The organism is Heterorhizobium halophytocola (assembly GCF_017873095.1).
Taxonomy (GTDB): domain Bacteria; phylum Pseudomonadota; class Alphaproteobacteria; order Rhizobiales; family Rhizobiaceae; genus Allorhizobium; species Allorhizobium halophytocola.
Genome location: NZ_JAGGJU010000012.1, coordinates 144,916 through 159,084, shown reverse-complemented (window position 1 = coordinate 159,084; position 14,169 = coordinate 144,916). Strand labels below are relative to the sequence as shown.

Sequence of the window (14,169 nt, the reverse complement as noted above, 5' to 3'; positions counted from 1 at the left end):
AACATCGGACTGTCAGCCATCGGCCCCATGATGACAAACCAGCGCAAAATTCCAAAAGTGATTTTTCTAGTTTCGGCTGCGAAAAATTCAGTTTTGGCTGCGGCGCTACAGCGAATGACATTAAATATTTGATTTGATGGTGGGCCCGGAGGGACTCGAACCCCCAACCAAGCGGTTATGAGCCGCCGGCTCTAACCATTGAGCTACGGGCCCGTCCGGCACGAGATATCGAGCGGCGCAAGGGCAATGGCACCCTTGGCAGACCCTCTAGCGGAATTTGCCACAACCCACAAGCCGCCGCCGTATTCGCTTCACAATCAATCGCCATGACTGGAAACCAACCTTGAAATCTTGGAGACCTGCATGTCACGACTGCTTGCCTTTGCCCTTCTGACCGGCCTTTCCGGGCTGGCCTTCGCTGCCCCGAGCCTTGCCCAGGAGCCTGCAGCCGCCGCCCGGCGCGAGGCAACGGTGGTTGTCTCCGGCGAGGGACAGGCGAGCCTCGCACCCGACATGGCGATCGTCACGCTGTCGGTGATGCGCCAGGCAGATACGGCCGCGGCAGCCCTTGCCGACAATAGCGGCGCGATGAAGAAGGTCATCGACGCCCTGAAAACGGCAGGGATCGCAGCGAAAGACCTGCAGACCAGCGGGCTTTCGATCTCACCGCTCTACAAGCAGGACGACCAGCGCAACGGCAACGGGGCGGCGCCAACGATCATCGGCTATCAGGTGTCGAACCAGTTGACCGTCAAGGTGCGCGATCTCTCGGCTCTGGGCGGCCTGATCGACAGCTCGGTCAAACTCGGGGTCAACGAAGGCGGCAGCATTTCCTTCCTCAACGACGATCCCGATCCGGCCATCGAAGATGCGCGCAAGAAGGCGGTGGCCGATGCCATGGCCAAGGCCCGGACGCTGACCGCGGCCGCGGGCGTTTCCCTCGGCCGGATAATCGAAATCAGCGAGAATTCGGCCCGACCGATGCCGCAACCGCTCTACCGCACCGCCATGCGCAAGGAAATGAGCGACATGGCCGTCCCCGTGGAAAGCGGCGAGAACAGCTATAACGTGACCGTCAACATCACCTACGCGATCTCGCAGGAATAGCCGAAGAAAGAAAAAGGCGCGATGGTGACCGGTCGTGCCGGAGCCGGCCGGGCTGTCGCGCAGACAGACCACGAGAAACGCCGCCACGTCGGGCTGACGGGCGGCGTTTCTCGTTTGCGAACAATGTCGCGCGCAAGCAGTGTGTGCTGTTTCGCCCCGGCTCTTCGCGCCGCCCCGGCAATGCGGCGCCGAAGGCGACGTTCCTAGTAATGCACGACCGGGCAACCGCGGCGATTGGCAAAGGTCATGCGGTCATAGCCGCGATGGTGGCGATAGCCGGAGACCACGACGCGCCGTGGCGAGACATGCTCCAGCCGGGCGTGACGCATGCCGCTCCAGCGGGCCTTCTCGACGGCGCGGAACGGTGCGCAACCCATCCGCATCGGGGCCCATCCCGGCCGATGGCCATGCCCACCCTGGGCCTGATGGCCGCCATGGCCGCGATGCCGGTGATGGCCGTCCGCGGCATAGGCCGACGGGGCCGCGGCGCCGAGGGTGGCGACGATGGCGGCTGCGATGGCGATGGTTTTGGCAAGCTTTGCAAACATGTCCGTTCTCCTCAAATGATCGGGGTGCCTCAAGGCGATGAGAGGAGATTAGACGGCTGTGGCTGAACGCTGTTCGAACCGGTCGTTCAGCCGACATTCAGCGAAATTCGGCGCGGGCGCGATCATGCCATGCTACGGCTCAGCCGGAAAGATGCAGAACGATCTGACGGCGATGCGGCCGATCGCGGTGTTCGAACAGATAGAGGCCCTGCCAGGTGCCGAGCATCAGGCGGCCCGCCTGGACCGGGATACCGACCGACACCTGGGTCAGCGCCGATTTGATATGGGCCGGCATGTCGTCCGGCCCTTCGGCGCGGTGGACGAGATAGCGCATGGACGGATCCGTCGCCGGCGGAACCAGCCTTGCGAAGAAGGCTTTCAGATCCCGCTGCACGTCCGGATCGGCGTTTTCCTGAATGATCAGCGAACAGGATGTGTGCCGCACGAAAACCGTCAGCAGCCCTTCGCCGCCGCCTGCCCTGGCGACGAAGTCCGCGGCCGCATCGGTGAATTCGTAGAGCCCCTGCCCGCGTGTGTCGATGGTGATGCCGGTCTGTGCCATGCCTGCTCCTCTTGCCTGCGCGTGCCGTCCGTCCGCCATGCTGTCACGCGATGGCGGACGCGTCACCCGCAGGCATCAGGTTTGGGCGGCCCATCCGCAGGTTTTCAGAAGCGGCGAGGCCCGCAAGTCCGTAATCGGCATCGGCCGGCTGTAGAAAAAGCCCTGTTGGCGGCCGCAGCCGGCCTGCGCCAGCCAATCTGCCTGGCGCCGGGTCTCGACGCCCTCGGCGATCACCTCGACGCTGAGCGCGCGGGCCATGTTGAGCACCGCCCGGACGATTTCCTGGTCGGCGCCGCGCTGCCCGATATTGGCAATCAGGCTGCGATCGATCTTCAACCAGTCAACCGGCAGCCGTTTCAGCGCCGCGATGTTCGAATACCCGGTACCGAAATCGTCGAGCGCCACCCGCACGCCCTGCTTCGACAGGCGCAGCAGTTCGCGAAGAGATACTCTCAGATCGCGCAGGATCAGTTCCTCGGTGATTTCCAGCACCAGCGCCTCGGTGCTGAGCCCGCTCTCCTGCGCGATCGCCAGAACCCGCTTGCCAAGGCCGCTCCAGCGGAACTGGCTGGGCGAGACATTGACCGAGATATAGCTGAGCCGCCCCTCGGCCACCAAGGGGCCGACATCGGCGGCGGCGCAGCAGAGCACCCGGTCGAACAGCACGTCCATCAGTCTTGCCTCTTCCGCAAGCTCAATGAACTGGCCGGGCGCCAGAAGGCCGCGGGTCGGATGCTGCCAGCGCGCCAGCGCCTCCACCCCGACCATGCAGCCGCTCGCCGCATCCATGATCGGCTGATACCAGGCAACGATTTCGCCGGCACTGAGCGCGCCGCCCAGTTCCGCCTGCAGCGACCGCCTGGCATCCGCCGCCTCGTTCAGGGCCGGGGTAAATTCGACGATCTCGCCGGCGCCGTTCTTCTGCGCGGCCTGCAGCGCCAGATCGGCAAATCGCAGCAACTGGTCGGCCGACTGCGCCTGGCGCGGGAAGCTCGCGACCCCCATCGTGCAGGAGACCTGGACCTGGCGGTCGCAAAGCGTCACCGGCTGGCGCAGGCGATGGCTGAGATTTTCGCCTTCCATCATCACGGTCAGGTCGTCCTCGGCGCCCGGGCAAATGAGCGCGAATTCATCCGGGCCGATGCGCGCGGCAATCGCCCGTTCGCCGACCGTCTCGCAGAGCCGTCGGCCGAGTGTTTTCAGCACCTGGTCGCCGGCTTCCTCGCCGAAGGTGCCGTTGATCGTTCTGAAACTGTCGACATCGACGAGAAACAGCTGCACGGCACCGGCATCCGGGTCGCCGCAGGCGGCCTCGAGGCGCTCCAGGAAATGGCGGCGGTTGACCAGTCCGGTCAACTGGTCGGTGTTGGCGAGCTTGAGCGCCCGCTCGCGCTCGCTGACGAGTTCGGCGGTGCGCTCGTCGACCCGCGCTTCCAGCCGGTTGGCGAGCGCTGCCAGCGCCTCGTTCGCTGCATAGAGCGCGCGGGATTTGTCCTCGAGCAGTTGCTCGGCCTGTTTGCGCGCGGACCGCTCCCGGTCGACGCGCCGTCGCCAGCGGTCTTCACGAGGATCCGTCGTCAGATCCTCCCGGACCTCGTTTTGCAGGACCTGCTTGCTCATGCGCACCGCTCCACGCTGAAGACCACCGGCTCTCCGGCCATGGCGCCGGCCTGCCAAGCCACCGTGATCGTCTCGCCGAACATGTCGCCCGTGCCCAAAATCAGGCCCTCGGCCAGCGACTGGAGATGGCGGCTGGAGCGATATTCCAGCACCATGCGTCTGCCGTCCATCGTGACCGTCCGGAAGCTCGGCAGTTCGGCATCCGGATAGAGCTTCTTCACCTCGCCATGAATATTGTGTTCTACGCCGTCGAGGAAGGCGAAGAAGTCGTCCTGCTGATCGAAGAAGACGGGATAGAGCGCTGCAAACCGGTGGCCGAGATGGCGCCCGAAGCCGCACATGATCTCGGCGACGGACATGTCACGACGACGCGACAGCGACCGTCCGAGCTTCACCAGTTCCTCATGGGCATAGCTGCCGACCGCCGTATAGGCCCCCTTGTGGGCGAAATCGCAATCCTCGATCATGTCGTCGACCAGGTCCTCGTTGAAGGTCTCGGCGACGAATTCGAGAAATTCCGTAAACACGATCCCCTTCATTACGCCTCCGCTGCGCGCACGACTCCGATTGGATTGCCTGGTCGCGACGGCATCATGATATTAGAAAATAGTTTATTAGATACTTTCCGCGCCGATTTTTCTGCAACCGGAGGAAACATCGTCGACAGCGGGCAGCCGGTCGACCAGCCGTTCGAAAGGTCAAAATGCCGGAAAGCCGCGCTTGTGCCAATCGTTACGGGGCACGGGATCGCCGACCTCGTAGCCGAAGGACTGGACGCGCGTTCCCCCCTCATCCACCTCGCAGCGGAAATCGAGATCATACCAGCGCCCACCGGCGCGGAATGCGGCGCCGCGGATGATGAACTCCGTCCCCTCGTCGAGCTTGTCAGCCGGATAGGATGGCAGCAATTCCGGTTCGAACCGGGGCGCGCCATGGCGCAGCTGTTCGCGCAGTTCGGTGAGGCAAAGGCGGTTGACGCGGGCGCCGCGCGGCATGTCGGCCATGTCGGTGGTCGCTTCGTCTGCGCCATCGGCACTGGTGGAAAACAGCTTGCGCACGGATTTCAGCTTGGCGCCTGCCGATTTCGCCGCGTTCGACGCATCCGCCGTCTCGCTCGGCGTGTCACCTGGCTTTTTCGCTTCCACCGTCTCCGTCGAGGGTGGCGGCTCGCCAGCGGTGGCCGCCCCATCCGCTTCGGCAGCGGCCGGCGCCGTTCCGTCGAGCTTTACCCCGGGCAGGTTGATGTCGGCCGGCAGGCTGGGGCCGCCGGCATCGTCAGCCTTGTCGCCCTGGTCTTCCGAAGGCGCGGTCGCATTTTCCGGCGACGTCTCATCCATGGCCGGATCGTCGGGCTGGCCGTCCTTGGTGTCGCTGCCGCCATCGAGCGATTTTTCCGGGCCCGCATCCTTGTCGGCAAACTGCACGGCCGGACGCAGCACCGGCAGGGGCACACGGTCCGGAGAAGGCTGCTCGTCGCCGGCAGCCTCATCGGGCTGCGGCTGCTCTTGCGAGTTGTCGGCGCTCTGCTGTTGCGGGCTCTCGGGCTGTTCGGGTGGCGGCTCTGCCGGCTCCGGCGCCGGCGGCGGTGGTTCCGGTGGCTTTTCCGCGGGGGGAGTCTCCGGCGGCGGAGGTGGCGCGGCATTGCCGGCGCTCTCCTCGGAGGGGGCCTGCTCCGGCGCCTGCGACGCGGCCTTCAGCTGTTCTGCCTGTGCCTGCTCCGGCTTCTTCTCGTCCGCAGGCTTCTCGTCGGGCGGCGGCACGAGCTCGACCGACACGGCCTGCTCCTGTTCCGGCTCGGCCATGTCGGCGTCGGTAACCACCAGAAATGTCGTCAGCAAGAGGGCGTGCGCAATCAGCGAGACCACGACGCCTGCGCTCAACTTCCCCCAAAGCTTTGGAGATCGATATTTCATCAAACCGACAGTTTCCCCGACGCCCCTGCATGTGGCGCGGAAACATGGCCGGATCAAGCCCTGACAGACGTGAATCAAATACCGTGCCGGGTCCGCAGTTGAGGGCTGGAAACCTCAAGCCTGCTACGTACATTCCACCTCCTGTCCACTCGTCGGTGGCATCAACTGACGAAGCCACTCAATCTGTTCAGAGCCGATGTCTGCCTTCGGCCAGCCCTCTGTTTCGTCTTCAAAACACAGAAGCCTCAACACATCCTCGCGTTTTTGCAGCGCTTTGAGCAGGTCCTTTTCGCGTTGATAATCCAATTCTCCCGTAGCGCGGCCGATCAGATGGTCTGCAATTACCGGATGCGTGCTGAGCGTGTACCATGCGCGCGGCCAATCGAGTGCAAGTATCCCCCAGCGGGCAACGATCTGCCACTCGGTGGAACCCGGCGCGGTTCCTCGCGAAAGGCGAGCTATTTCCTCAATGAAAGTGATCGTGTTGATGATCCGCTTGATCTGACGCGGATTGGCGGGCAGCAATGGTACCAGCGGTTCCAGCATATGGCTTGTCGCTCGGGCTACCGTCTCATCAAAGGCAGCCCGTAGCGAAAGCGTCTCCCGAAGCGCTTTCGTCTGCGCGGCAATGGTCTCCTGCGCGGCATCGCTGTCTTCCATCTTCGCTAGGAGATCAGCGCCAGCCTGTTCTCGCGCTTCGAATTCTGGGATCGCCGAAATTCGATCCAGCGCGGCCTGCGTCATACCGGCTTCGTTATCTTTGGCCAGGACTGGCGGACCGGAGACCGTCTTGGCCGGATCTTCCAGATCGAGAACCTGTCGCACATAGGCTGTCTTCTCGGGATCCTGAACTTCGGGCAGCACGAAGGACATCTGGATGCTCTTTTCGACAAAGCGGCCGCCAAAGGTGTGTTCATCCTCTTTTTCCGATGCCCGCATCGACTTGTAGGTTTCGCTGAAGGATCGCTCTATCCAGTCGCGGTCGCCCAGCAGCAGATAGATGACGCGCTGGCTGGTCAGGATCGTCTGCATGCCGCTCAGCAAACCCGCGACATAGGCGGGCTCGCAGCGGTCGAGATCATCGATGACAACCAGCACCGGCCGGCGGAAGCTTGCAATCATCCAAGCAAAATGCGTACGAAAGCGATCCAGTGGATCACCTGCACCAAGGGCATAGGACTTCGCCGCGGCAGGTGATCCAAGAAAAAGGCTGGTAGCGAAAGCCTGTATCAGTGACTTGAGCGCTGCCACTCCGCCTAGAGTCACTATGGCCGTTAGAAAAACAGGCCCGCCGTTCAGTTGCAAGCCCCCATCTCCTATGGCGAGCAAACCCCAATGATAAAACAGCAAGGTCATCGCAAGTACCGCAATAGTGGCGATCCCACCAAGCTTGATCTCCGGTGTCACCGTGCCCCAAACCCATTGCCTGAGCCAGCGCGCAACGGCCTCGCTGTGGCGCGCGCACCAGTCGAAATAGCCATTCAGTGGCGCAGGCGGCGGCAACTGATCGTCTCTCTGATTGGTTTCCGCCCGCGCGGCGGTCGAGCATTGGACACGTATCGCATCAAAAAATACCCACCAGGGCGGGCTCACATGCTGATGGCGCCAGGCATTGAAGTTCACGATATGCCAAGGGCGCCTGTGGCGTTCCGGCCAGTTGTTCTCTGTCAACAGCGGCCTCAACCACTCCGGCAAAGGACCCGCATTGCGATACGGATTCAGGATCTGCTCCAGATATCGGGCAAAGCTGGTCTTGCCACCGCCCCACGGCGCATCGACATGCACGACGAAACCGGGAAGCAGATCGTCATGCCATCGTCTCGGCCGGAGACCGGTCCACAATATGCTGTCAAAAACATCAGCTGACTTTTTCCCAACGGCTGACGGGAGATTGAGTTCGTCCCAGATCAGGTTCAATCGCCCCGCGAGAGCGAAGGCAATATGCGCCCGATTGAGATGGTCTTCGTCACGCGCCGGACCATCACCGCGAAAATTCGATAGAGTTGAAGTTAGGTCGAATTTTCTCGATCTATTTTTTGTATCGATATTTGTTTTAGGTTCAGTCCCAGCACCGCCATCATTACTATCATTAGGCAAAATATCACGAAAGCTATTTCCCAGCCTCTCGCTAATATCCCTCATAACGACCCGTGGTTCGCGCTCCCAAAATGATACTGTAGATGCAATATGCTTTATGGTCAGACTTTCACCGGAAATGAGGTGTGCAAAAGGCAGCTCTCCCGCTTCGATAGCTCTGTACCAATCGCCAATTACCATCCAATCACTTCCAATCTGCGAAAGACTTTTTTGGAAATCTCTTGATTGCTTTGCTAGCGAAACGGGTGCCGAGTCGCCTACCCAAAGTGGTTGTCGGATCAAAACCGCCCCTTCATCATTTCGGTATAACGCCAAATCGTTTTCAACAGCCGCCCACAGCGAATAACTAGGCTCCTGAAAGGTTGCAACGAGCGATACAGCGCGCTCCAGTGCTGTCTCTCGGTCTGCAAACGCCTCCGCAGCGTAGGCGGCAGAAGCACGAGCAGAAAAGGCACCGTCAGCAGATTGCGCAGCAACTGCCGCTCTAGCGGCCGCGAGCTTAAGATTAAAATCTGGATACGCGGCAGCAACCCATGATATAAAATTAGCACGAAAAACTTGCAGTATTAAGCTAGATTTCTGCGCTATCGACCATTTGGAACTTTTAATTGCAAATTCGAGACTACACATAAGGCGCAATGAACATCGCAGTATGATCAATTGAGTAACTTCAATTGGCTGGGCTACAAGATAGCTTGCAAGCAATTGACCATCTTGAAATCTATTGGTTTCCATCACTCTGCCATTCGAAAATTCAAATTAAGACGAAATTAACAGAATAAGAACGAAAATACATTAGAAGAAAACTCCCAAATCAATGATACATTGCACTCGTGTGACACATTCCGGTATCGCATGTTTCCAAAAGAGCGCCATCAGATCGCGCACCAAAAAACCCGGCGGATCGCTCCGCCGGGTTTTTCAAATTCTACTATCCGCATCCAGCGCTTAGCTGTCGAGGAAGGACCTGAGCTTGCGGCTCCGGCTCGGGTGCTTGAGCTTCCTGAGCGCCTTGGCCTCGATCTGGCGGATACGTTCGCGGGTGACCGAAAACTGCTGGCCGACTTCTTCGAGCGTGTGGTCGGTGTTCATGCCGATGCCGAAGCGCATGCGCAGCACGCGTTCCTCGCGCGGCGTCAGCGAGGCCAGAACGCGGGTCGTCGTCTCACGCAGGTTCGCCTGGATGGCCGCGTCGATCGGCAACAGCGCGTTCTTGTCCTCGATGAAGTCGCCGAGATGCGAATCTTCCTCGTCGCCCACAGGCGTTTCGAGCGAGATCGGCTCCTTGGCGATCTTCAGCACCTTGCGGACCTTTTCGAGCGGCATGGCGAGCTTTTCGGCCAGTTCTTCCGGCGTCGGCTCGCGACCGATCTCGTGCAGCATCTGGCGCGAGGTGCGGACGATCTTGTTGATCGTCTCGATCATGTGCACGGGAATACGGATCGTGCGGGCCTGGTCGGCGATCGAACGGGTGATCGCCTGCCGGATCCACCAGGTGGCATAGGTCGAGAACTTGTAGCCGCGGCGATACTCGAACTTGTCCACGGCCTTCATTAGGCCGATATTGCCTTCCTGAATGAGATCAAGGAATTGCAGGCCGCGGTTCGTGTATTTCTTGGCGATCGAGATGACAAGACGCAGGTTGGCCTCGACCATCTCCTTCTTGGCGATCCGCGCCTCGCGTTCGCCCTTCTGCACCATGGAGACGATGCGGCGGAATTCGGTGATCGAAATCCCGGTTTCGGTCGCAAGGCTCTGGATCTCGGAGCGGATGTCGCGGATCGTCTGGTTTTCTTCCTTGGCGAAATCCTTCCAGCCACGGCCCGACAGATTGCCGATCGACTTCATCCAGTTCGGATCGAGCTCGGCGCCCTGGTACTGGGTGAGGAATTCGTCGCGCTTGACGCCATAGCTTTCGGCGAGGCGCAGCAGGCGGCCCTCGTTCTGCATCAGGCGCTTGGAGATGTCGTAGAGCTGCTCGACCAGAGCATCGATACGATTCTGGTTCAGCGACAGCGACTTCACTGCCGTGATCAGCTGGTCCTTCAGTTCCTTGTAGCGGCGCTCCTGGCCGGACGACAGCGTACCGGCGCAGGCCAGACGTGCCTCCACCTGCTGGTCCTGCAGCTTGCGCAGCTTCTTGTAGGTGTCGGCGATCAGGTCGAGGGTTTCCATGACCTGCGGGCGCAGTTCCGCTTCCATGGCGGCGAGCGACAGATTGCTCTCGTCCTCGTCCTCTTCCTCTTCTTCCGGCTGGCCGCCTTCGCCGCCGACATTGGTGATGTCGTCGTCGCTGGAGCGGGCGCGCCGGGTCTTTTCCTTCTCCTCGGCCAGCTTGCGGTCGGCCTCGATCTTCTCGGGGCTCTGGAACTGCGGGGCGGCCTTGGCTTCCGGACCGGAATAGGTGGTTTCCAGATCGATGATCTCGCGCAGCAGCGTCGTGCCTTCGTTCAGCTCGTCACGCCAGATGATCAGGGCCTGGAAGGTCAGCGGGCTCTCGCAAAGGCCCGCGATCATCGTCTCGCGGCCGGCCTCGATGCGCTTGGCGATCGCGATTTCGCCTTCGCGGGAGAGAAGTTCTACCGACCCCATTTCGCGCAGATACATGCGCACCGGATCGTCGGTCCGGTCGGTCGGTTCCTTCTTCTTCGTCGCGGCCACGGCCGTGCCCGCGCTGGGGGCGAGTTCGCCGCCTTCGCTTTCATTGTCGTCGCTGTCGCTATCGTTGTCCTCGGTCGCCTCTTCGGCTTCCTCGTCCTCGATGACGTTAATGCCCATGTCAGAAAACATTGCCATGGTGTCTTCGATCTGCTCGGAGGTCACCTCTTCCGAGGGCAGCACCGAGTTCAGTTCGTCCATGGTCACGTAGCCGCGCTTCTTCGCAGCCTTGATCAGTTTCTTGACCGCGTCATCCGAAAGGTCGAGAAGCGGACCGTCGCTCGTGCCCTCGCGTTCGTTCTCGGCTTCTTCGTTTTCTTTGACTTTGGTTGCCATGTATCCGTCACTTTCCCTGACGCGTCCTGTCATGCGTCGTTATAGGCTCCATGTCGCTGGCAACAAATGCCTCGCCATGTGAGCCGACGATGACCTAACGAAACGGTGTTAATTCCTGCCTAACCACATTGGTTCCTGACGGCCCGTGGTGATCTTGCGTGTTCACAAAACCGATCATACGAGGTTGGAGATGCGAGAGCCGTCTAATCCTATTCCCGATTATAACGGTGATTCCCACAATTTTCGCCAACGTCAAGCGTTTCCCACGGAAATCTCCGGTTTTTTTTGGAAATACCGGGTCTGAGGGTAAACCTGCAGCCCGACAATACGCATTGCCTGACAGCTATTTAGTATCTCGGGGCCAAAGAACAAGGCCCCGAAGGCGGCGTTGGCGCCCTCTCGGCTGGTGCTCGGCAGAGAATCGCCGCGATTCCGGATCCGATCGTCGTTCCAGGCGCGATACCGGGATTTCACGAGCCCGTCACCCATGTCCGCGCGCCGGGCCCTTCTTGCGGCCGGACATCACCCCAAAGCCGTCGACGATGGCCTCCTGATTCTCCATCCGGATGATTTCGAACTGGACCTCCTGCAGCGCGCCGAGAACCAGGCTCATCCGCTCGGCGTCGTCACTTTCGGTCGCCGCCTGCACTTCCCGCTCCAGCTCCTGTTTCTGCCGGCGCAGTCCACGCGAGCGTTTGCAAAAGGCGAGCGCCTGGCGATAGGCCTCGCGGGCATCCTCGAGCGCCGCCTGCTCGGTGGCCGGCCAGTGGCGTGCGTTGCGGATCTGCTGGTCGAGCAATGCCAGAAGCTCCTCGAAGCCACTGAGAGTGAGTTCCTCGATCAGGTCGTCGCGTTTCAGTTTCGCGCCGCGGGTCACCGCGACGTTCAGCACAGCGGACCAGAGCCTTTGCAGATCGCGATGCTCGAAATCGATGCTGGCGATCTCGTCATATTCCTCCTGCAGGAGGTCGGGATGATTGACGATGGTGAGCGCCAGCACGCTTTCGCGCAGGGCCGGGCTGATGTGATAGCCCTTGACCAGTCCGGAGGCTGCCAGCCGGTCGGAGATCGCCCCGCCGATGCCGCCGGCCCTCGGTCCCGCCGTCCCGCCGGTCGGGCCCCGCCCCTGCCCTTGTCCCTGTCCGCGCTTTGCGCCGGCACCGCCACCGAAGCGCCCGCGCCCGTCGCCGCCATAGCCGTTCTTGGCACGGAAATGGGCCTGCAGGCGGTCGCGCATGTCCAGCGAATAATGGTAGCGCACGCCTTCGTCGGTAATCGTCGCGACGATCTGCTTCAGCCGCGCGTCGAGTTCGGCGCGACGCTCCGGCGTGTCGAAACCGCCCTGCGCCGTTTCCTTGGCCCAGATCATTTCGGCCAGCGGCTTGGCATCGGCCACCACCCGGTCGAAGGGATCGCGACCGTCCTCGCGCACCAGATCGTCCGGGTCCTTGCCCTCGGGCAGCAGCGCAAACCGGACGGAGCGGCCGGGCTTGATATGGGGCAGCGCCAGGTCGGCGGCGCGATAAGCGGCGCGCACCCCTGCCCCGTCGCCGTCGAAACACAGGATCGGCAGCGGCGACACCCGCCATAAAATATCGAGCTGGTTTTCGGTAAGCGCCGTGCCGAGCGGTGCCACGGCATTTTCGATGCCGGCCTGATGCAGCGCGATCACGTCCATATAGCCTTCGACGGCGATCAGTGTCGCATCGCCCCGGCCGACTTGCCCGGCGGCGCGCCGGGCGCGGGCAAAGTTGTAAAGCACGCTGCCCTTGTGGAAGAGCTCGGTCTCCGGCGAATTCATGTATTTCGCCATCGCGTCTGCCGCCATGGCGCGACCACCGAAGGCGATCACCTTTTCGCGCGACGACAGGATCGGAAACATGATCCGGTCGCGGAAATAGTCGTATGAGACCGGAATGTCGGGCCCGTGCCGCACCAGTCCGCAGGCTTCGATCTGCTCCTTGGGCACATCATTCGCCGACAGATATTCCTTCAGCGCGTTGCGGCTTTCCGGCGCATAGCCCAGCCGAAACGTGTCGATCGTGCGGCCGGAGAGCCCGCGTTCGCGCAGATAGGCCCGGGCCTTGGCGCCGGCTGCCGACTGCAGCTGGTCCTGGAAGAACTGGGTCGCCATCTCCATGACGTCCTGCAGCGTTACCCGTTCGCGTTCGCGGCGCTCGGCCTGGGGATCGGCCTTGGGCATCGCGACACCCGCCATGTCGGCCACCCGCTCGACGGCTTCCGGAAAGCTCAGTCCTTCGAGATCGGTGAAGAACCGGAAGTGATCGCCTGAAACGCCGCAACCGAAACAGTGATAGCGGCCCTTGCGGTCCTCGCAGTGGAAGCTTGGCGACTTTTCGCCGTGGAAGGGGCAGCACGCCCAATGGTCGCCGCGCGCGACATTGGTCTTGCGCCGGTCCCAGGTCACGCGCGAGCCCACCACGGCCGAAATCGGCACGCGGTCGCGGATCTCATCGAGAAAGGCGTTCGAAAAGCGCATGGAGGTCCCTGGATTACCCCGTCTGATATAGGACGGCTTTCCGGCCGGCGCCATGGATTTCGCGAATCATGCCCGCTATTCACAGGCCCGGCCGCCCGAACGGAAACGATCGCCGCGACGACATGTCGGGCGATCGCTTATCGGTTGTCAGTCCCGGCAGATACCGGTTACTTCAGCATATCCTTGACCACGCCGGAGGCCTTGGCGAAGTCCATCTGGCCCGGGTATTTTTCCTTCAGCGCATTCATGCAGCGCCCCATGTCGCGCAGGCCCTGCGCGCCGGTTTCGGAAATCACCGACTGGCAGAGTTCGCGCACCTTTTCGGCGGGAAGCTGCTCGGGCATGAAGCCGCGGATGATCTCGATTTCCTCGCGTTCCTGGGCCGCAAGCTCGGGACGCGCGTTGTCGGCATAGATCTTGGCCGATTCCTCGCGCTGCTTGGTCATCTTGGTGAGGATCTGCATGATCTCCTCGTCGCTGACCGGATCCTTGCCGTTGCCGCGATTGGCGATATCGCGGTCCTTGATCGCGGTCTGGATCAGCCGGACGGTGGAAGTGCGACGGGTATTCTTGGCCTTGATGGCCTCGATCAGTGAACTGGCGAGCTTATCGCGCAACATGGTAATGTCTCCCGGAAACAGCCGTGTCACATCGTGACATAAATACGACTTTTCCTGTAAAATTTGGTGGAGTCATAGCGGCGAGTGTTGTGCAGTGCAAATCAATTGACGATCGTCGTCTTTCGAGTTCCGGAAAAAGTTCAGCTTTCCACAGCGTCCGATTGACCTTTCGTCAAGGTCACTCTATTTTCCCGCACCTGCACGCATT

General features: G+C 61.4%; 10 protein-coding genes and 1 tRNA gene. 1 reads left to right on the top strand and 10 read right to left on the bottom strand.

Features of this window, described 5'->3' with window-relative positions; translation table 11 throughout:
- Nucleotides 1–137: 137 nt before the first annotated feature.
- Nucleotides 138–213, bottom strand: a tRNA-Ile gene (locus J2Z17_RS20430).
- 150 nt (nucleotides 214–363) lie between these two features.
- On the opposite strand from J2Z17_RS20430, the gene J2Z17_RS20425 reads away from it, so the two are divergent.
- Nucleotides 364–1,107 (top strand): SIMPL domain-containing protein, encoded by a 744-nt coding sequence (locus J2Z17_RS20425; protein ID WP_209947699.1) that lies wholly within the window; start codon nucleotides 364–366, stop codon nucleotides 1,105–1,107.
- 203 nt (nucleotides 1,108–1,310) lie between these two features.
- On the opposite strand, the gene J2Z17_RS20420 is transcribed toward J2Z17_RS20425, so the two are convergent.
- From J2Z17_RS20420 to J2Z17_RS20380, 9 genes are all read right to left on the bottom strand, one after another.
- Nucleotides 1,311–1,655 carry a hypothetical protein gene (locus J2Z17_RS20420; RefSeq protein ID WP_209947697.1) on the bottom strand — a complete coding sequence of 115 codons (345 nt, stop codon included), beginning with the start codon at nucleotides 1,653–1,655 and terminating at the stop codon, nucleotides 1,311–1,313.
- Between the two features lie 139 nt (nucleotides 1,656–1,794).
- The gene (locus tag J2Z17_RS20415) at nucleotides 1,795–2,217 is read right to left on the bottom strand and encodes a secondary thiamine-phosphate synthase enzyme YjbQ (RefSeq protein ID WP_209947695.1); all 423 of its coding nucleotides are present in this window, start codon (nucleotides 2,215–2,217) and stop codon (nucleotides 1,795–1,797) included.
- A 75-nt stretch (nucleotides 2,218–2,292) separates the two neighbouring features.
- Complete coding sequence (locus J2Z17_RS20410; RefSeq protein ID WP_209947692.1) at nucleotides 2,293–3,837, bottom strand: putative bifunctional diguanylate cyclase/phosphodiesterase; 1,545 nt, start codon at nucleotides 3,835–3,837, stop codon at nucleotides 2,293–2,295.
- Entirely contained in the window at nucleotides 3,834–4,376 is a 543-nt protein-coding gene (locus J2Z17_RS20405; RefSeq protein ID WP_209947690.1) for a heme NO-binding domain-containing protein, read from the bottom strand. Before J2Z17_RS20405 ends, J2Z17_RS20410 begins: the two co-directional genes overlap by 4 nt.
- A gap of 159 nt (nucleotides 4,377–4,535) precedes the next feature.
- Complete coding sequence (locus tag J2Z17_RS20400; RefSeq protein ID WP_209947688.1) at nucleotides 4,536–5,717, bottom strand: DUF930 domain-containing protein; 1,182 nt, start codon at nucleotides 5,715–5,717, stop codon at nucleotides 4,536–4,538.
- Nucleotides 5,718–5,873: 156 nt separating this feature from the next.
- Nucleotides 5,874–8,582 carry a P-loop NTPase fold protein gene (locus J2Z17_RS20395; RefSeq protein ID WP_209947686.1) on the bottom strand — a complete coding sequence of 903 codons (2,709 nt, stop codon included), beginning with the start codon at nucleotides 8,580–8,582 and terminating at the stop codon, nucleotides 5,874–5,876.
- 213 nt (nucleotides 8,583–8,795) lie between these two features.
- A complete protein-coding gene (gene rpoD, locus J2Z17_RS20390) occupies nucleotides 8,796–10,841 on the bottom strand; it encodes an RNA polymerase sigma factor RpoD (protein WP_209947684.1) in 2,046 nt (681 codons plus the stop codon).
- 481 nt (nucleotides 10,842–11,322) lie between these two features.
- On the bottom strand, nucleotides 11,323–13,341 hold the full coding sequence (gene dnaG / locus J2Z17_RS20385) for a DNA primase (RefSeq protein ID WP_209947682.1): 2,019 nt from the start codon (nucleotides 13,339–13,341) through the stop codon (nucleotides 11,323–11,325).
- A 167-nt stretch (nucleotides 13,342–13,508) separates the two neighbouring features.
- On the bottom strand, nucleotides 13,509–13,961 hold the full coding sequence (locus tag J2Z17_RS20380; RefSeq protein ID WP_209947680.1) for a GatB/YqeY domain-containing protein: 453 nt from the start codon (nucleotides 13,959–13,961) through the stop codon (nucleotides 13,509–13,511).
- Between the last annotated feature and the right edge of the window lie 208 nt (nucleotides 13,962–14,169).